Source organism: Devosia sp. RR2S18, from assembly GCF_030177755.1.
Taxonomy (GTDB): Bacteria; Pseudomonadota; Alphaproteobacteria; order Rhizobiales; family Devosiaceae; genus Devosia; species Devosia rhizosphaerae.
Genome location: NZ_CP126539.1, coordinates 700,409 through 719,794 on the forward strand (window position 1 = coordinate 700,409; position 19,386 = coordinate 719,794).

16 protein-coding genes are annotated in these 19,386 nt (G+C 60.0%); 7 read left to right on the plus strand and 9 right to left on the minus strand.

Going from position 1 to position 19,386, the window contains the following annotated elements; all coding sequences use genetic code 11:
• The first annotated feature begins 140 nt into the window (after positions 1-140).
• From QOV41_RS03435 to QOV41_RS03465, 7 genes are all read left to right on the plus strand, one after another.
• Complete coding sequence (locus QOV41_RS03435; protein WP_284579537.1) at positions 141-1,202, plus strand: LacI family DNA-binding transcriptional regulator; 1,062 nt, start codon at positions 141-143, stop codon at positions 1,200-1,202.
• Positions 1,203-1,309: 107 nt separating this feature from the next.
• Positions 1,310-2,536, plus strand: coding sequence for an ABC transporter substrate-binding protein (locus QOV41_RS03440; protein ID WP_284579539.1), 1,227 nt, complete (start codon positions 1,310-1,312; stop codon positions 2,534-2,536).
• Positions 2,537-2,608: 72 nt separating this feature from the next.
• On the plus strand, positions 2,609-3,535 hold the full coding sequence (locus tag QOV41_RS03445) for a carbohydrate ABC transporter permease (RefSeq protein WP_284579540.1): 927 nt from the start codon (positions 2,609-2,611) through the stop codon (positions 3,533-3,535).
• Positions 3,535-4,407, plus strand: a complete 873-nt coding sequence (locus QOV41_RS03450) for a carbohydrate ABC transporter permease (RefSeq protein WP_284579542.1) — start codon at positions 3,535-3,537, stop codon at positions 4,405-4,407. The genes QOV41_RS03445 and QOV41_RS03450 overlap by 1 nt, the downstream gene beginning before the upstream one ends.
• Positions 4,408-4,416: 9 nt before the next feature.
• Positions 4,417-5,490 carry a zinc-binding dehydrogenase gene (locus tag QOV41_RS03455; RefSeq protein ID WP_284579543.1) on the plus strand — a complete coding sequence of 358 codons (1,074 nt, stop codon included), beginning with the start codon at positions 4,417-4,419 and terminating at the stop codon, positions 5,488-5,490.
• Between the two features lie 5 nt (positions 5,491-5,495).
• Complete coding sequence (locus tag QOV41_RS03460; protein ID WP_284579544.1) at positions 5,496-6,290, plus strand: sugar phosphate isomerase/epimerase family protein; 795 nt, start codon at positions 5,496-5,498, stop codon at positions 6,288-6,290.
• A 12-nt stretch (positions 6,291-6,302) separates the two neighbouring features.
• Positions 6,303-7,379, plus strand: coding sequence for an ABC transporter ATP-binding protein (locus QOV41_RS03465; protein ID WP_284579545.1), 1,077 nt, complete (start codon positions 6,303-6,305; stop codon positions 7,377-7,379).
• Between the two features lie 79 nt (positions 7,380-7,458).
• Here the strand turns inward: QOV41_RS03465 and QOV41_RS03470 are convergent, their stop codons facing one another.
• The 9 genes from QOV41_RS03470 to QOV41_RS03510 all read right to left on the minus strand — a co-directional run bounded on the left by QOV41_RS03470 (position 7,459) and on the right by QOV41_RS03510 (position 19,038).
• Positions 7,459-7,650, minus strand: coding sequence for a hypothetical protein (locus QOV41_RS03470; protein WP_284579546.1), 192 nt, complete (start codon positions 7,648-7,650; stop codon positions 7,459-7,461).
• Positions 7,651-8,080: 430 nt separating this feature from the next.
• Positions 8,081-10,453 carry a PAS domain-containing hybrid sensor histidine kinase/response regulator gene (locus tag QOV41_RS03475; protein WP_284579547.1) on the minus strand — a complete coding sequence of 791 codons (2,373 nt, stop codon included), beginning with the start codon at positions 10,451-10,453 and terminating at the stop codon, positions 8,081-8,083.
• A gap of 31 nt (positions 10,454-10,484) precedes the next feature.
• Complete coding sequence (locus QOV41_RS03480; RefSeq protein WP_284579549.1) at positions 10,485-11,138, minus strand: chemotaxis protein CheX; 654 nt, start codon at positions 11,136-11,138, stop codon at positions 10,485-10,487.
• On the minus strand, positions 11,135-11,515 hold the full coding sequence (locus QOV41_RS03485) for a response regulator transcription factor (protein ID WP_284579551.1): 381 nt from the start codon (positions 11,513-11,515) through the stop codon (positions 11,135-11,137). Before QOV41_RS03485 ends, QOV41_RS03480 begins: the two co-directional genes overlap by 4 nt.
• 333 nt (positions 11,516-11,848) lie before the next feature.
• Positions 11,849-13,774: a chemotaxis protein CheA gene (locus tag QOV41_RS03490; RefSeq protein WP_284579552.1), complete on the minus strand. Its 1,926-nt coding sequence runs from the start codon at positions 13,772-13,774 to the stop codon at positions 11,849-11,851.
• Positions 13,774-14,646 carry a CheR family methyltransferase gene (locus QOV41_RS03495; RefSeq protein WP_284579554.1) on the minus strand — a complete coding sequence of 291 codons (873 nt, stop codon included), beginning with the start codon at positions 14,644-14,646 and terminating at the stop codon, positions 13,774-13,776. The genes QOV41_RS03490 and QOV41_RS03495 overlap by 1 nt, the downstream gene beginning before the upstream one ends.
• Positions 14,643-15,707 (minus strand): chemotaxis-specific protein-glutamate methyltransferase CheB, encoded by a 1,065-nt coding sequence (gene cheB / locus QOV41_RS03500; protein WP_284579556.1) that lies wholly within the window; start codon positions 15,705-15,707, stop codon positions 14,643-14,645. Before cheB ends, QOV41_RS03495 begins: the two co-directional genes overlap by 4 nt.
• A complete protein-coding gene (locus QOV41_RS03505; protein ID WP_284579557.1) occupies positions 15,704-17,125 on the minus strand; it encodes a chemotaxis protein CheW in 1,422 nt (473 codons plus the stop codon). The genes cheB and QOV41_RS03505 overlap by 4 nt, the downstream gene beginning before the upstream one ends.
• 2 nt (positions 17,126-17,127) lie before the next feature.
• Positions 17,128-19,038 (minus strand): methyl-accepting chemotaxis protein, encoded by a 1,911-nt coding sequence (locus QOV41_RS03510; protein WP_284579559.1) that lies wholly within the window; start codon positions 19,036-19,038, stop codon positions 17,128-17,130.
• Between the last annotated feature and the right edge of the window lie 348 nt (positions 19,039-19,386).

Consider the following 19,386-nt stretch of genomic DNA (forward strand, 5'->3'; position numbering starts at 1 on the left):
AGCAAGTGCGACAAGGTTTCACTTTCTCATCCGATGCTGAGTTCCGAGTTTGCGAGCGCCTCCACATCAGGGACAAGCATCGGAAGGCTTGCCAATCACATGAATGGTGGACATTGAGAGCGGCTGATCAGGAGTAGCTATTGTCAAAGCGACCGACCCTCAAGGATGTGGCTGCCATTGCTGGTGTAACAACCGCTACGGTTGCCCGTGTTCTGAAAAACTCTGGGTACGTGGCCGCCGAGACCCGCGAGCGCGTGTTGAAGGCGGTTGAGCAGACCGGCTACAGGGTGAATTCACTCGCCCAGAGCCTGAAGCGGAATCGCAGCTACGTCATTGGCCATCTGCTCAAGTCCACCGTGCCCAACCCCTTCTATGTTGAGGTCGCCCGTGGGGTGGAGGAGCACGCCCGGGCTCGCGGCTATACCGCTCTCACCTACAATGTGCAGCATGATGCCAAGGCCGAGCGCCAGGCCATCAATACGCTGTTGGGATGGCGGGCCGACGCCCTGATCTTCAGCACCCCTGTAGAGGCGGCCAATGTGGAATATGTCGCCCAGCAGAAAGTGCCGCTGGCCCAGGTGGAGCGGCCAAGAAGCCCCCTCGGGCACCGCATCGTGGTCCACAACTATCCCAGCGCCGTGGCGGCCATGCGGCACTTGACCGACATGGGACACCGCAGGATTGCCTATGTGGGTGCAAGCCTATTGCCCGAGGACGGGCCTGCGGCTCTCTACGGGTATGTAGAGCGGGAGCGCTTCGAAGCTTTCCGGGATGTCATGCAGCAGGTCGGAAGCCTCTCGGAAGACCTCATCAGCTTTGGAGAGGCCTATATAACGGACGTGCCCACGGCGCAGGGCCACGGTTATCAGGCGACCCGAGCGTTGCTTGCCCGTCGCGATCGGCCTACGGCGATCATGGCGAGCAACGACATTCTTGCCGCTGGAGCGCTGCAGGCGATCCACGAGGCTGGCTTGAGGGTTCCTGACGATGTTTCGGTGATCGGGTTCGACGACACCATCGCTGCCTTCCTGACACCCTTGCTCACCACCGTGCGCCTGCCGGCCCGAAGGCTCGGGGAAATGGCAGCTCGGCTCGTTATCGACCAAATCGAAGGTCACGGCGAAGTGGCGCCGGATGGCCTGGCTCTCGAAGCCGAGCTGGTCATCCGCAAATCGACAGCTCCTCCACCCGCTCGCCCCTAACTCAACGTCTTGACAAGCGTTCGAAGCGGGCAGAACATGTCAACGATGACACATGCCCGAACAGGGGCAGGTCGGAACGGCGGCTAATCACCGCCAAGGGAGGAATTATGACCAAGTTGACGAGGCTCGCAGCCGCGAGCGTACTGTCTATCTGCGCCACCGGTGTTCTGGCTCAGGACACCGTGACCCTGCGTGTATGGGACACCTTCACCGAAACTTCCGAAGGCATGGACGCCCTGATTGCTGCGTTCGAGGAAGCCAATCCGGACATCGACATCCAGCGTGACGTGCAGTCAGTGGATGACATGAGCCCCACCATACAAACGGCCCTTAATTCTGGGTCCGGTCCCGACGTCTTCTACTACGACACTGGCCCGGGTTTTTCCGGCGTTCTCGCCGATGCGGGCCTCCTGCGACCGCTGGATGAGCTCTATGACAGCGGCGAACTCGACCATTTGTATGAATGGACCCGTGAGCGCTCGACATTTGGTGGTCAGACCTATGGCATCGGCAATGCCGTTGAGTTCCTATCGGTCTACTACAACGCGGACATTTTCGAGGAGCATGGCCTATCAGAGCCATCCACCTACGAAGAGTTCCTCTCGGCCTGTGACACGCTTAAGGAGGCTGGCATCATTCCTGTTGCCTTCGGCAACGCCGCCGGTTGGCCCGCATTCCACATCTTCAGCCTCTACGCGAACAATCTGGTGCCGCAGGACCAACTGCAGGCGATGATCCGAGGCGAGCAGTCCTGGGATGCGCCTGAGGTGGTGGAGGCGATTGATGCCGCTTTCGTCGAGATGCAAGATCGTGGTTGCTACAGTCCTTCGGTGAACGCGGCGAGCTATGACGATGCCAATGCGTTGTTTACGTCGGGTATGGCGGCGATGACCATGACGGGGAGCTGGATCATCCCAGTTTTCAGCGAAGCACCGTTTAACGTCGACTTCTTCTTTCTGCCCGCGCCTGAGGGTGGCACCACGACCCCTCCTGCAGGGCTGGGGTCGGGGTATTTTGTCTCGGCTACGACCGAGAACCCGGAAGCTGCGGAGCGCTTCCTCACCTTCATCTTCGATCCTGAGAACGCCTCGTATTGGGTGGAAGACATGTCGATCCTGCCACCTTATCCAGTTGAGGCGGGGGAAGTGGATGCCACGCCACTGCTGGCCAAGACCATGGAGTCGCTGGATCCAGACGCCATGGGGCTCAACATCGACGTCCTGACGCCCGAAGCATTCAACACGACGATGCTTGACGGCTTCCAAGCTGTGCTCGGCGGTGATCGCACTGCCGAAGAACAGGCTGCGGCCCTCCAGTCCTCCGTGGGTCAGTAGCTCAAGGGCCTGCCAGGAGCGGCAAGCTCCTGGCAGGCCACCGACCCGGTGTTGCCAAGCCGAGGACCCATCATGTCACGACCCAAGCGATCGCGCCTCCAGGCCCGCCAGCGCGCAGGCCTCTGGTTCGCCTTGCCTGCTCTTATCGTCTACCTGGTCTTCTTTGGTCTGCCGTTTGCAGCAACTGTCTGGCTGAGCTTCACCGAATGGAACGGTGTCGGCTGGCCTGATTTCACGGGCCTTGCAAACTATCTTCGGCTGGTCACCGATCAAGCCATGTGGGCGGCCCTGCGCAACAACATGATCTGGGTGGTGATCGGTACTGCCGTGCCAATTTTCGTCGGACTGATCCTGGCGGTGATGCTCTGGTCGGACCCCCGGCAGTCTCTCGTCTACCGTACAATCTACTTCCTGCCGGTGGTGCTTTCACCAGTGGTGATCGGCATCATTTGGATGTGGATCTTCAATCCTATCTTTGGGCTGCTCAATACCGGCATTCGAGGAGTGGATGCGGCCCTGGTCGGCATTGGACTCGATCTCGGGCTTGATCGGCTGGCCATCGGCTGGCTGGGCGAGCGGGGAACAGCCCTCTACGCCGTCCTCATTCCAGCTATTTGGTCCTATCTGGGCTTCTGCATCGTAGTGCTCTTTGCGGGTCTGCAGAAGGTCGACCCGGAACTCGTGGCCGCTGCGCGGGTCGATGGAGCCAATGCCCGGCAGCGCTTCCGTCACGTCATTGTTCCGCAAATCCGCCCGGTCCTGACAATGGTGATCGTCTACACAGTCATCGGCGGCTTCAACGTTTTCGATCTGGTCTGGGTGATGACGCAAGGCGGGCCCAACAACGCCACCGAAGTCATTGCCACTTACACCTACGAAGTCGCCTTCCGAGCAAACGAGTACGGCTATGGAGCCACCCTTTCGATGGTGATGTCCGTCGTAGCTCTGCTCGCGGCCTGGCTCGCCATGCGCATCCGCCGCGGGGAGGCACCGGTCTGATGAACGTACATTCCACGAACCTTCCAGTCACACGAAGAAAGACCCGCTCCAGGCGCCAGAGCGCCACGCGGTGGTGGCGCCACATCGTTCTGTTCTTCTTCGCGGCGTTGTCTTTCTATCCGATCCTCGTGATGTGGTTCACGGCGCTCCGGCCCATGCAGGAGGCGATGCGGAGCCCATTCGGCGTGCCAAGCTCGCTCTATCTCGAGAACATTACCACCGCTTGGACCCGTGGACGCTTTGGCGCCTATTTCCTCAACTCGGTGATCATCACCGTGCCCAGTGTCATCGGTGTTGTCGCTCTATCGGCACTGGCCGGCTACGGCATCGCGCGGTTCCGCTTTCGCGGGCGCATGGCGATTTTCTTCCTGATCCTCCTCGGGCTCACCGTGCCGTTCCAATCGGTGATGATCCCTCTTTACTACCAGCTTCTCGCCATGGGGCTCCTCGGCACGTACCTGGCCGTCATTCTCCCCTCCATTGCGTTCGGTCTGCCATTTGGCGTGTTCCTGATGCAGTCGTTCTTTGAGGACCTGCCCAAGGAGCTGCATGAGGCTGGCAGGACGGACGGCTGCAGCGAACTGCGCATCTTCTGGTCCATCATGCTGCCCCTGGCCCGCCCAGCAATCTCGACCCTGGTGGTGTTTCAGTTCATGCGCAGCTGGAATGAGTTCCTGATGCCGCTGCTCTACCTGCAGAACGAGGAGCTGCGCCCCATTCCTTTGGGACTCATGTTCTTCCAGGGCGCGTATGCCCGGGACATCGGGTTGATTGCCGCGGGCGTCTCGCTGGCCACCATTCCGGTCATCATTGTCTATCTCATCTTCCAACGGCAGTTCGTCCGCGGTCTCACCGCCGGCGCTGTCAAATAGAGGCCCCGTATGAACGAGCGTCCCGTGCCGCTGAAGCCCAATCTGCCTTTTCAGCTCACCATCGAAGCCCCCGGCAAGGTGGGTTTTGAGACCCATGATCCGCAGCCCCTTGGGCCCCATGAGGTGCGTATCGCCACACTCTACTCCGGGATTTCCGCCGGCACAGAGATGACAGCCTTTCTTGGGACCAGTCCTTTCCTCAACCGCCATTGGGATCCGCAGCAGCGCCTCTTTGTGGAAGGCGAGCAGAGCTGGACCTTCCCAATGCCTGCCATGGGTTACGAGGAGGTGGGGCGCGTGGTTGAAGTGGGCACAGGCGTCACCAAGGTCCACGAGGGACAGGTCATCTGGGGCACGTGGCGGCACCGCAGCGAGCATGTCGCCTCCGAAGACTGGGCCGCGATGCGGGTGCTTGCTCCCGACGTGGACCCAAAGCTCGGGATCTTCTCACAGATTGGGGCGATTGCCCTCAACGCGGTGATCGACGCGAACATTCATCTTGGCGAGTATGTCGCCGTATTCGGCCAGGGCGTGCCGGGTCTGATGGTGACGCAACTCGCTCGTCTCAATGGGGCAACGGTGATTGCGGTAGACCGCATGGCGTCGCGTCTCGAACACGCAAGAGAGCTGGGCGCCGCCCACACCATCGATGCGTCACAAGGAGATGTCGCGGCACAGATCAGGGGCATTACTGGTGGACGTGGCGCCGACGTGTCCATCGAGATCTCGGGTGCCTGGCCGGCCCTGCACGAAGCGATCCGGTCCACAGCCTACAACAGCCGCGTCATTGCCTGCGGCTTCTTCCAGGGAGAAGGCCAGGGGCTGCGCCTGGGGGAAGAGTTCCACCACAACCGGGTGGCGATCATCTGCTCGCAAATCAGCGGCCTCAACCCAGGACTTGACCACCGCTGGGACCGTAGTCGCCTGGACCGCACCGTGATGGGGTTGATTGGAGAGGGCAGGGTCGATTTCGGGCGTCTGATCAGCCACGTGGTTCCTGCACTGGGTGCGCAGGACGCCTTTGACATGCTCCGCGAGCGGCCAGGAGAATGCCTCCAGGTTGTGCTCGATTTCCAGGGATGACCACCATGAAGCTTGCTGTTCAAGAGAACCTCATCCCCGGCAGAGACCTGATCAGCCAATGGAGGCTTATCCAGGAGATTGGCTATGAAGGCATCGAGCTGCGCGGCAGCACCGGAATGCGGGAGCGGCTACCCGAACTGCAGCGGGCTCGTGCTGAAGGGGTCGTGTTCTCATCAATCTGCGTGATTTCCGATCGGTTCATCGGTGACTTCGACGCCGACCGCCGCGCTGAGGCGCTCAGCGCTATGACCGAGCTGTGCGACGTGGCGGGGGAGGTGGGCGCCACAGGCGTTATCACACCCGCATCCTATGGCATGCACTCTGATCGGCTGCCGCCCTTCAAAGCGCCACGCGAACCGCAAGAAGATCGCGCCATCCTGCTGCAGATGTTGGGCAAGCTTGGAGAGCACGCTCGCAGTCGCGGCGTAACTGTGCTCCTCGAGCCGCTCAATCGCTACGAGGACCACATGGTGAACACGTTGCGGCAAGGGGCGGAGCTCTGCCGATCTCTGGGGCTCCACTCAGTCCGGTTGATGGCCGACCTCTTCCACATGAACATCGAAGAAGCGAGTTTGGCGGCAAGCTTGAGGGAAGCGGCTGACGTCGTCGCTCATGTGCATCTCGCGGATAGCTCGCGCTTGGAGCCCGGCACGGGGCACACCGACTTCGCGAGTGCCTTCGCGGCTCTCGAGGAGATTGGATTTAAGGGGTGTGCGGCAATGGAGTGCCGCTTTTCAGTAGACCCTGAGGCAGCCCTGCGGTCCGCGTACCAGGTCCTGCGCCGCTCGGCAGCCAGATAGGAGATCGGCAAAATGGCAGACGTCGTCTTGGAGCAGGTCACCAAGTCCTTTGGGTCAACGCAGGTCATCAAGGGCGTCGACCTGCAGATTGCCTCCCATGAGTTCGTGGTCATGGTGGGGCCATCTGGTTGCGGAAAATCAACCCTGCTGCGGATCATCGCGGGGCTGGAGGATGTCACCGATGGGACCATCCGCATCGATGGCGAGGATGTGACGGACTTCGAACCCGTGGACCGGGGCATCGCCATGGTGTTCCAGTCCTATGCTCTTTATCCCCATATGACCGTTGCTGAGAACATGACGTTCGGCCTCCGGGTTACCAAGGTTCCTCCTCAGGAAATTGAGACCAGGCTTGCCGAGGCAGCACGGATGCTGCAACTCGATGACTATCTGGATCGCCGCCCAGCCCAGCTGTCGGGTGGGCAGCGCCAGCGGGTTGCTATCGGACGGGCGATTGTCCGCGATCCAAAGGTCTTCCTGTTCGATGAGCCGCTGTCGAACCTCGATGCCGAGTTGCGCGTGCACATGCGCCTCGAACTTGCCAGACTTCACACGCGGCTCGGCTCGACCATGATCTACGTGACCCACGATCAGGTGGAGGCGATGACCCTGGCCGACAAAATCGTGGTGCTCAACGGCGGAAGAATAGAGCAGGTGGGGCCACCCCTGCAGGTGTTCGACGACCCCAACAACATGTTCGTCGCCGGGTTCATTGGCTCGCCGAAGATGAACTTCCTGCCGGCTCGCGTGACAAGTAGCACCGAGCCGACTTTTTTGATCGAGGGCAGGGAGGAGGCGGCGATTGCATTGCCGTGGCTCAAAGGATCACTTGAGACGGGCGAAGAAGTGAGGATCGGAATCCGTCCGCAGCACCTACGCATTGCGGATGGGGGGCTGCTCCGCGTGCAACCCGATGTCGTCGAGCAGCTCGGAGATGTTAGCTATTTGCATGGCCTTTCCCCTGGTGGCGTCGAGATTGTCGCCCAGCTTGCAGAGCGTCTGCCCTCCGTTTCGACAACCGAACTCCGGCTGGACTTCGATCCTGCACAGGTATTTGTCTTCAACGACGAGGGACACCGGCTTCGGTGAGGGTCAATTCTGTGCTGCACCAATCCAGGTAGCAGGCGAACCACCAGATCGTGCTGGTGACTGCACCAGCACCATCGGCTCAGTGGAAGAGGCTACCGGGGCTCTCTTGCAGGGGAGGCCGCTCCGGCAATCGGGAGAACACGAGCGCAGCTTGCTCCCGGCGCATGTCCTCCTCGAGAGCGGCGATCACCTTGTCGGTAAGTTCCGCAATGTTGGGAGGAGCTTCGGTTGAAACGTCCCGGTCCAGTTCGAATTCGTTGTAGCTGTCCATCTTCTCGCCCTCTGATCAGGTCGGGGCTAAATGGCTGACCGGAAATGCGGTTCCTGATGCCACCTGATCTTCACAGAACGATGAACTTGCTCCCGGGTGAAGACGCCTCCCTCGAGTGGCTATTCTCCAACTGTTGAACGGCAGCAACGCGCCCCCATTCTGCCGTTCAGGCGTTCGGCTCCGGTTCCTGAAACCTGCCAGCCCGCTTAGTGGCAGGAATGACCATGTTGGGGTGGAGTACTGACGGTCGGCTTTTAGGTAGCCTGTTAAAAAAGCAGACGCTCTTGGAATGCCAATGTTGGAGCTGTTTGCCGCTGCTTCGCAGTCGCGAGTAGCAGACGTTTCACACGCCTCGTCTGCAGAGGTGTCTTTGCTCTTCATGCGCACCTTCCCACAAGCGGCTGGGTGTAAGCACGGCACGCGGGAAGATCTATGGGTCGACCAACATCTGACGTATCTTCGTCGCCAAGTCGTCCATGGCGAACGGCTTGGTGATCATGTCCATGCCCGCACCAAGAAAATCGGAGCGAGAGGCAGCCATTGCGGCATAACCCGTGATGAAGAGAACACGCAGTTCGGGGCGGGATTGCCGAGCGAGGTCAGCGAGCTGGCGGCCGTTCAGGCCGGGAAGGCCAACATCGGAAATCAAAAGATCAAGACGAGCACTTGATTGCAGGATCGGTAAAGCTCCATCGCTATCCGCAGCCTCCAGGGCTAGGTAGCCCAGCTCCTGTAGAACATCGACAACCAGCAGCCGCACTGCAGGGTCGTCTTCCACGACCAGCACCGTTTCGCCCTCTCCCAAGGGTGTTCGTTCGATGGTCGGTGATGAGGTGATAGACGGTGCGCCATGATCGCGCGGTAGGTACACCGACACGGTGGTACCCTTGCCCACTGTACTGGCTATTTCCACATGCCCCCCGGACTGCCGCACGAAGCCGTAAATCATGGAGAGACCTAGCCCGGTACCCTGTCCTATCGGTTTGGTGGTGAAGAATGGATCAAAGGCCTTATCAAGGACCTCGGTGGGCATGCCCTCACCAGTATCTATCACTGCAATGCGCAAATAGTCTCCTACGGGCACTTCATCCACGCTTGAGGTGATCCCCTCCGCAAAGGTCACGTTGGCCACCTCGATGCGCAGTTGCCCACCATCCGGCATCGCGTCGCGAGCATTGATTGCAAGGTTGAGCAAGGCGCTTTCAAGTTGGTTCGCGTCGGTCACTGCCCGCCAGCAACTCTCCGGCAGAACGGTTTGCAGGGTGATGCGTTCACCCAGCGTACGGGTCAGCAGATCCCGTATTGAGTTTATCAGCGGCACCACATCGGTGGGCTTGCGATCAAGCGACTGACGTCGAGAGAAAGCCAGCAGGCGGTGCGTCAAGGACGCTGCGCGCTGAGCCGAGGTGATTGCCGCACTCATGAATTTGTCGAGTTCATCATAGCGCTTGTTGGCTATGCGGCGCTTCATAATGTCGAGCGACCCAATAATGCCGGTCAGCATGTTGTTGAAGTCATGCGCAATGCCGCCCGTCAATTGGCCAACAGCTTCCATTTTCTGGGACTGCCGCAGCAACGCTTCGGTTTCTTGCAGGATCTCCGCTTGCTTCCGCTCGGCGGTGATGTCGTGGCCGTAGAGATAGATCAGCTCGCCTTCAGCTGCTGCATCCCACGAGAACACGTGCAGTGACCCACCAGCGCCAACGAGCGCCACTTCCTCCGAGGCTGGTGGGCTGCTCCTGTTGAAGGCGACAAGCCGCTGCGCCTGGTCGCGCTCTTGCCCGTTAGCCAAGTCAACGAACGCCCTGCCAATCAGACTGGCCTCTTCGTAACCCAGTACAGTGTGCCAGGCCGGATTGACGTCTCGAATGACGCCATCGACCCCGACGACAGTAAGCAAGTCACGCGAGTTCTGCCATACCTGATTGCGCTCGCGGGTGCGCTCACGGACGTTTTCGGAAAGCGCTTCATTGGAAAGCCGTAGTCGCTCTTCGATGCGCTTAGAGTCGGTGATGTCGTAGAGGACGCCGATATATCGTAGCCCACTCGTCTCCATGTCCTCTTGGTACTCGCCGCGGCGGGCAAGCCAGCGTGTCTCTCCGGTATCTGCGCGTGTGATGCGGAACTCGATATTTCTTTCCGATCGCGGCTTGCTCGGCAGCTTGGGATCGATAATCGGACGATCTTCGGGATGAACCAGCAAGTTAATGGTTCTGACGGGAAGCACATTGGTCGGGTGCAGGCCGAGCAGCCTGCAGAACTGCCGTGAAACTGCTACGGTGCCGTAGCCTTCGGTGTGTTCAAAGGTGCCTATTTCCCCGGCGGTCTGAGCCACCCGCAATTGATCCTCAGTTCGCTTGCGATCGGTGACGTCAATAAGAGTGCCGTGAAACCGAATGGGCTGATCCTGCTCGTTTAGGACAGTTCCGCCATGGGCGTGAACCCAGCGAATACCGCCATCCTCCCGTTGCAGCCGGAAGTCCTTCGAGAAAACCTCCGCCCCGGCCAGCATACCCGCCACTGCGAGTCGGATGCGGCGAACATCTTCGGGATGGATGCTGGTGAAAAACTTACTAGTCGGCACACCTTGGGCAAGCTCAAGTGGGTCTTGACCGGTTAATGCCGCGAATCGCGGATCCGCAGTCAGACGGCGCGCCGCAATGTCCCATACCCAGCCGCCGGCAGCTCCCGCAGCTTCGAGGGTCAGTTCAAGCCGATGCCTTGCATCCTTGATCTGCCGCTGCAGTTCAGCAAGCTCAACTTGGGAGGATCCAGATTCATCCATATCTTCGTTGGTCAGCACTTAGGCAAGGCTTTCATCATTGTCGTAGTTTTCACCCACCGACTGCCCAGTTGCTGTCAGCGGTCACGCGGCTGATGAAATCGCCGAGCAGCTCCTTGAGTACGCCGAGCGAGGGGAGATCCATGATCATGGCAATATAGCCTCGGATGTTCCGGTCGCGGACGGAGAAGTTTATATACAGAAATAGCACGAGACCGTCAGTTTCGGCGCCTGTATCCACATCGAACAATACCTTGCCATCACCGTACAGAACCCTCGGCAAGGACATCTGCAGCGACTGGTTGAGCATGTTGGCAATCGTGCCAAGGCAGCCATTCAGGATCACGTTTCCCGTTTCGGCAAGCGCTTCGTCCTTGAGGGAGGCGACTTCGGTGGAGTCCAACTCGTCTCCAACGATGGCCCTGACCAGTTCGAGGCTGTTGTCCTCAGGGAAGATCAAAAGAGCCTTGCCAGAGAACGCACCACCGAACTCTTGTCGGATGGCAACCAGATCGTCGCTTTCGCGCTGGCCGATCAAGGCTGCAGCGGCATTCTGGGTAACGACCTCGACAGAAGGGACCGAGAGTAACACCTGCTTGCCTACCATTTTGCGCAGGCTAGCAGCAGCACGGCTCACGCCGATATTGACGAGCTCAGTCAGAGCATCGCGCTCAAGATCGTCAAGCGTCACGCCTATAGAGGTCATGCGCCAACCTGACGCAACCGCAGAGCCGCACCCCTGAGAAACCCCTTTATGGCGTCCTCCGTCACGGGCTTGCCGACAAAGGTCGCGTTCAACTCACGAGCGCGAGCAACGATCTCGTTCTGCACATTGGCCGTGATGATCGCGATTGGCATCTGTGGATAGGATTCCCGCAATTCGGCCGCGAGCTCCAGGCCATCCTTGCCCGGCATATTGAAATCGAGCACTGCCAGATCCACAGGCTGGTCCTTTACAGCTTGCAGCGCTTCCTCGGCATTGCTGGCTTCTACCCGTTGCCATTCCGGCTGGAGGGCGGCGATCGTCTTGCCAGCCACGATACGCGCCAGCTTGCTGTCATCCACGAGCAGGACCGTGACCATCCAAGAAACTCCGTCATAATGTGGATCCGAGGACCACTAAATTTAAACTGTAGGTGCACGACTGATCATCGACAAGCTAAGCCGCCGTCGTGTCAGGTGTACCACTTTTAACCAGCGGCAATAACCATCGCTGGATAAACTCATGTGAAGTCCTGCCTGTTATCTGAGGCGCAAGGGCCAAGATGACCTGCCACAGTGCCGTGTGTATCCACCCAGCCCCTGCGATATCTACTGGTAGGTCAGGGTTGGTCTGGATCAAGGCAAGCAGCGTCTCTGCTTCTTCTGCGCCACAGTCTCCGGAAAGAATGATAGCATCTGGCCTCAAGGTTACGCTCATCCTACCAGCTCCGCCACATCCAGCACCAGCAGCACCTCGCCACTGCCGAGCACCGTCGTACCCGCCATCCCAAGCATACCCTTTAAGAGACCACCAGGGGGGCGCGAAATGGTTTCAATCCGCTCGTTGATTTCATCGATGATGATGCCTACGCGTTGGTCGACGAGTTCCAGGACCAGAACGATCATCTCCTCGGCGGGTGGGGCCTTGGCCAATCCAAGTAGATCAGAGAGCGCCAGCAAGGGAACAGTGTGGTCCCGCAGCACGAAAGCGCGATTGGCCCGGATCGAAGTAATTGCCTCTGGTCTGATGCGCACAGTTTCAACGACATCCTGCATAGGCACGCCGTAGCGTTCGCCGCAGACAGAAACAACAAGTAGTTGTGTCATGGCGAAGCTGATCGGCAGCCGCAGCGTCGCTATCGTTCCCTGTCCCAAGCGGCTGTCAAGGCCGACTGTGCCACCAAGCCGCGCAATGTCGGTCCTTACTGCATCCAGTCCGACGCCGCGACCAGAGAGATCGCTGACCTTTGCAGCGGTGGAGAATCCCGGTGTAAACAAAAGGTCGAAGGTATTGCGATCGGAAAGCGATTCAGCACGTTCCGTGCTTATCAAACCCTTCCGCATGGCGGTGGAACGGATGATGGCGGGATCGATGCCGCGCCCATCATCGGACAAGCTGACCGATATGGTATCGCCTTCGCGGACCACCCGTAGTTCTATCCTTGCCGCCGCAGATTTGTTTGCAGTCAAGCGCTCCGCTGCCGGTTCAATGCCGTGGTCCATCGCGTTGCGAACTAGATGAAGCAACGGCTCGAACAACTCGTCGACGATAGTCTTGTCTGCTTCGATCGTGTCGCCGTCGATCTGCAGGTGAGTGGGCTTCCCCAGGCGCCGAGAGAGGTCGCGCACCATGCGGGGCAGCCTATTGAACGCCTGAGCCAAGGGTACCATACGCGTCTGCAGCACACCTCCGTAAAGCGCTCCACTGACGCGATCGAGGTCCTTCAGCGCTGCGGCTATGCTGCGGGCCAGTTCGGCACCACCTGGCAGTGCGATCGCTGTTTCTCCCAGTGCCGACATGCTGTTCTTGGTGGTTATGAGTTCACCGACAAGATCGAGCAAGGTATCGATGCGGGCTGGATCGACCCTGAGACTGCGCGCGGTGTCGGCCCGAGCCTCTGTCGGTGCGAGCTCCACTGGCTGTTCTGACGCACGGCGCAGGGACAAGATCTCGACCTGATCCGGCACCAGCCGAAAAATCGCTTCCACATCGCCGATGGGCGCAGCGCTCAATGCTTCGAAATGTAGATTGGAGCGGAATGGATCGAACATATCTATGGTCGACCATGGATCACGGTGTTTCACCGCAAGGTGAGTGAGCTGCGGGATGGATGCGATGAGTTCGAGGGGGTCGTCTCCGCTGAAAAAGCACTCTGGGTGCGGGCGATAGCGGAGCGCCACGGTTGCGCTACCGCCGACCTGGGCTGCCAGCGACAACGCCCACTCCGCGGCGTCGCTCGCCTCCGGCTCATCCGCGTGCCCTGCGCCCCCAACTAGCGCCTGCTCCAGCGCACTGGCTTGCTGGAGACGTTGAGGGTCAACGGCGCCATGAGCATCAAGATCATCGACGCACCGATCAAACCACTCGAGGCCCGCGCTGATGGCGTCGATTTGACTTGTGTCGAGATTCGCAGCGCCGGAACGGACGCGGCCAAGACTGTCCTCGGCAGCATGCAGCACCGTGTGCAAAGGCGTTAAATCGAATAGCCCAGTTGAACCCTTGAGGGTATGTACGGCGCGAAAGACGCTGTCGAGCCTGCCCGAATTGTCCGGCTCTACCTCGAGCGCCAAGAGATTATCAATCGCCGCCTGAACGAGCTCCCGTGCTTCCAGGATGAACTGATGCAGCAGCTCGTCCATCACGTCACCTCCGGCCGCTGGTAGACGATGGCCTGAGGGAAACGCCGGGTGATGAAGCGCTCGGAGATGCGTGACATGGACTCAGAGTGTCCCAGGCACACGTACCCGCCGGGCAGGAGGCTCGTGAACAGGTTTTCCACGCAGCGAACGCGCGCGATAGCATCAAAATAGATCAGTAGGTTGCGGCAGAAAATGACGTCGAAGCGGCCCTGCCGCGCCACTGATGCAGCATCGGTGATGTTGCAGGGGGTGAATATTACGGATTCCCGCAAATCTGCTATCAGCCTCACGCGGCCGTCCTCGGAGGGCAGGAAATAGCGCTGAATGAGTTCTGGTGGAAGTCGCATCACGGCACGCGAGCCGTAGTCCGCCTCTAGCGCTTCCGCGACGATTTCTGTGTCAATGTCGGAGCCCACGATCTCAACGTTAAAAGCGTCGACTAGCGCCCAATTTTCCAACAGCCAGATCGCGATCGAATAGGGCTCTTCGCCGCTTGAGCATGGCACAGACCAGATCCGGATCTTTTCGCCTGGCTCCTTGGACTGGATGATCTCGGGCAGAATGGACTGGCTTAGGCAGCTAAGTTGATGCTCCTCCCTATAGAAATAAGTCTCGTTGACGGTGAAGCTGTTGATCAATTGCTCGACTTCGCTTGGCTCGGTTCTTAGTAGAGCCTGATAATCGGCAAAACTGGTGAGATGCCTTTGAGCCATCCGGTCGGCCACACGACGGTCGATGTAGTACCGCTTGGCTTCCCCGAAGCGCATACCGGTGCGGGCATGAAGAAAATCAGTGAGGGTCGCGAGGTCAGCAACTGACAGCGCCGGCAACGCCTTGGCTCTGTTAAGCAGATCGGCTCTACTCGTGCTCATGCCAGCAACTCCGCAAGGCGGCGCGGAATTTCGTCAATCGGCAGCATTTCCGAAGCTCCGCCCCGCTTGGACAACTCCCCAGGCATGCCCCAGACCACAGCAGTGTCCCGCGTTTCGCCGATGGTGTATCCGCCCGCTGCGCGAAGCTCCGCCATGGCGGCGGCACCATCGGACCCCATACCGGTTAGCAAAACGCCAAGAAGCTGCGCTGCTGGGACATACTGGCAGGCACTGCGGACTAGGCGATCAACACTTGGGTGCCAGAGGTAATCCTCCTGTATGGGAGCAGCATTCGCCACCAGGTGCCCAGCGCGCGTCCCGATAATCATGTCCGTTCCACCACGGGCGATATAAACGCCGCCTGCCACCAAGGGCGTTAGTCCGCTGACTTCGCTAATGGAAAGGGGGGACAACTTGTCGAGCCGGCGTGCCAGCGGTCCAGTGAAAGCGGCCGGCATATGCTGGGCAATCACGATCGGCCAACGCAAGGTTTCGGGTAGATTGGAGAGTAGGATATCCAGAGCGGGCGGGCCGCCCGTTGACGTGCCGATCACAACCAGTCCGGAAGCACCCGGGTGCGGCGGGCCGGCCCTGAGGGCAGCGGGAACTGACACGGCACTAGCATTGCGTAAGCGCATCCGCTCTGCCAGACGTCGCGCTCGCGGTAACTGGACTGCCGCCGCGGCCCGGACCTTGGCGAGCAGATCACCAGCCAGCCTGTCCATATGGAGCGACACGGCTCCTTCGGGCTTTGCGATGAAGTCCACGGCGCCCATCTGGAGCGCGGTCAAGGTTTCTTCCGCGCCATCCTCGGTCAGCGCCGAGACCATCACGACCGGAACTGGATGCTCCAGCATGATGCGGTCGAGGCAAGCTAGACCGTCAAGCTTTGGCATGTTGATGTCCAGTGTCACCACGTCGGGGCGGAAGCTGATTATTTGTTCGAGCGTCTCCAACCCATCGCGTGCTACCGCGATGTCGAAATCACCTGCCCCCTTGAAGATGCCGCTGAGCAGCTTGCGCATGAGCGCAGAGTCTTCTGCAATGAGAAGTCGGATCACGCGGCGCCTGCGGAGGTCTGCCTGACGGCCATGTCAGCAAGCAGGTCCTGCTCTGCGCGGCTCAGCAGTTCCGCAGGATCGATGAGCAATATAAGCTCCCCGTCCTTTCCGAAGTGGACCACTCGATTGAACACGGTCGAACCTTCCGCAGACAGGGGGGGTGCAGCGACAACTTCGGAACTCGGCACAGAGACGATCTCGGAAACCGCATCCACGACAAGCCCGGCCTGCAGATCTCCAACCGTAACGACGATTACACGTGGCTGCACGGTCTCTGCCGAGGCCGGGGCGTCAAACCGCTGCCGCTGGTCGATGACCGGCACCGGCCGGCCGCGAAGATTGACTATACCGCTGATAAAACGCGGTCCATTGGGTAAGCGGGTGATGGTCTCTGGTAGGCGGAGGACCTCCTGAACCGCGGCAATCGGAAGACCGTAGCGCTCAGGCCCAAGCTCGAACACTACGAACTGCTCCTGTACTAGAATCTCGCCCTTATCAGCCATGATTGCAGCTTTCTCCTCGGTGCCAGAGAGTGTCGCTTCAACGGCTTTGTTGGCGAAGAGCCGAGGGACAGAAAGGATCGACAACAAAGGCTTACCCGCGCCCTGTCGACCTATTGCATCGAGTTCAGCCTTCCCTGCACTGCGCTGGAGAATGGGCGGAACTTCATCGACTGCTGCTTCGGGCAGCCGCAGAATTGCTTCAACACTATCAACGACGAGCCCGATCTGCGCGCCCGCTTGGTCAACCAACAGGACGCGGCTCTCGCTAAGTTCGCGGTGGTACATACCAAAGGCCAATAGTGCGCCAAGCGATAGGATGGGTAGCGTGTGGTCGCGCACCTCGGCCACGCCGAGCACCGCATCATCAGCACCTGAAACGCGGGAAACTTCTGCAGGAACGCGCAGGACTTCGACGACCGAGTCGAGCGGCAGAGCAAAGCTCTGCCCAGCGACTAGAAATGCCAAGAGGACGCGGTGGGCCATCTCCGGCACCCCCGAGTCAAGAACCGTTCCAACGGCTGCAAACTTTTTGGACGTTTGGGGCGTCTGTTGCCTGAACCCTGCTTCGAGTAGCGGCAAGAGATCGATGTGCTGGGTGCCCACAGTTTCCTTACCAATATCCAGCCGCAGCACGGCGTCGACCAGCACACCAACCGGACCACCATTGTCGACCACAACGAGCCGTTCTTCACTACCGGGATCCTGATCCATGAGCCTGGCAAGAGAAATAACCGGCAATACAGCGCCGCGGACATTGCTGACGCCCAACAGGGCTTGGGGTCCATTTGGCACTCGCGTAACCTTGGGGCGTCGCAGCACCTCGACGACGCTTTCCCCGCCAAGTGCATAGCTCTGACCAGCCACCGACACAGTTAGGTGGCGCTGGGCAGTGGAGCTGGCTACCTCTGTACTCACCCTCAACTCGCCGCTTGGAGTTCTTCGGACAGCAGCGCGATCTCTTCGATAGCCGCCGCCAGGTCCTCTGCTGCACTGGACTGTTCGCGCGCTGCGGTGGCGGCCTGACCAGCAGCCGCGCTCGCCTCCTGAGCCACCGCGGCGATCTGCTCGGTGCCTGCGAGGATTTCACGCACGGCTCTAAGCACTTCGTCCGCACCCGATAAAATTGCAGAATTGCCCGAGTTGATCGCTGCGCAATCGCGTTGCACTTGATCCAGACGATCGACAATAAGCCGGTTACGCGCGAGTTCGGCCTCAGAGGTCTGAACCGTCACCTCGAGGTCCCGGCGGGCGGCACCAATAGTGCTCTGGATCGAGCGTACATTTTCTTTGGCGCTTTCGATGGTGTCCGAAGCGTTGTCGGCTAATTTGCGGATATCGCTCGAGACGATGGCGAAGCCGCGGCCCTGGGCACCGGCGCGCGCTGCCTCAACCGAACCGCTGACGGCCAGCATGCTGGTTTGCACGCCAACCAGGATGATCCGATCCACAGCTCGCTCGATCCGGCGCGACACTTCATCTAGCGAACCGAGAGTTTCGACAGCGGCACTTATGTTGGCAATCCCGGCCTGGAGTTCGGCACCAATGCCGACCACGCGGCTTCTGCTGCGGGTCAGCCGCTCCGAGATACCTTCGATCTGTCGCACCGCCTCGCGAGCATTTTCAGTGCTGAGGCCGGCGCTGGTTTCGATTTCTGCCATGGCTGCATTAGATTCCTGGGTAGCAGCAGCCTGCTCCTCTGCACCCCGGCTGATCTGATCCACCGCGATCAGGATTTCGGCCGCCGCGCTGGACAGCTCTTGCACTGTAGCCGACAATTCCTCGGCGGCAGCACCCATTGCCGCCGGTCCGTTTTTGCTGTCGCCGCTCTCGCCCAGGTCTTCAGCCAATTGCGACAGGATCTGCGCGGCCTGCTGGCTTTGATCCAGTGCCGCACTCTGTTGCTGCACGGACCGTTGCGCTTCGCCAGCGGCAGCGGCCTGCTCTTCGGCGGCGGCGGCGACATTTTCAGCCCCCTTTTGTGCCTCACGGGCAGCAAGATCGGCTTCCACAGCGGCTGTCAGAATGATGCTGCTGCCATCCAGCAGGGCGAGCAAGTCGCCACGAATAGCACCTAGTTCGCCCGAGACCTCTTGGCCCACTTCGGTCTGTGCCCGAGCCGAGTGCGCGGCCGCGGAGATAAGCGTGGCGACCTCGGCCACCCCGTCAGCAACGGACTGGGCCAACTGCTTGACGGCACGCGCACTCCGCTCAGCGCTTTCCGCGAGCGCCCGAACTTCGTCGGCTACCACGGCAAAACCGGCGCCCTTGTCGCCTGCCCGCGCGGCTTCGATCGCCGCGTTGAGCGCCAGAAGGTTTGTCTGGTCGGAAATATCAGCGACGACAACCGTCGTCTCGCCGATGCTGCCGGCCTGGGTCTGCAGCTTGTTAATCAGATCTACAGCCGTAAGCTGGCGCGCAGCATTGTTCTCGATGGCCAGCAGCGACGCTTCAATGGTTGTGGTGGCCTCTACAACGGCTGCCTGGAGGATTTCAGTCTGGCGCCTGGAGGCTTCCGCATCGCTTCGAGCAGCTGAAAACTGGCGGGACAGTTCTGCGACGGTTGCGAGTGACTCGTGAGCAGCCCCCGCTGCTTCCTCGGCTCCGCTGGCGATCTGCTCAAGCGTACGCCGCAGTTCTTCGGAGGCAGCTGCCGATTCTGCTATTCCGCTCGCCAACTGCATTGTAGCCGCCGCCACCCGCTCAGCGGCTTGGTCCCGGGACACCGGCATTCGTGGCTTCGCTGGCGTTCGGGAAGCCTTTGGATCAACCGCAGCAGCAGGTTCAGCAACCTTGCGCTTTGCGAGAGTGGTCGTCTTGACGAGTGCCATGCGCTATTCTTCCGATCTAACTTCAATCAGCCTGACGGGAGTATCACCCCGTAGCGCAGGAGCATACTGGTACCTATCACGTAGACCTTACAATGGCGTGGAAGGTCGACCGCAAAAGCGCGCTGGTGACCGGTGAGCCCTCGTCTAGTCCTGACCCCGCTAACCGGCAGGAGCCGCTCGTGGCTTAACGCCGTATTCCTAGGCTGCCCGAATGAGGGGCTTCGCCGAGCGGCTGCTATTGGGATACGGCTTTTGGGCAGTAAACGGCAGAGGTGGGGTCGGGAGCTGCCAAGGCATACGGTCCTGCGAACGGCAGCAATCCGCTAAACGTCACCTAGGGGCGGTCGG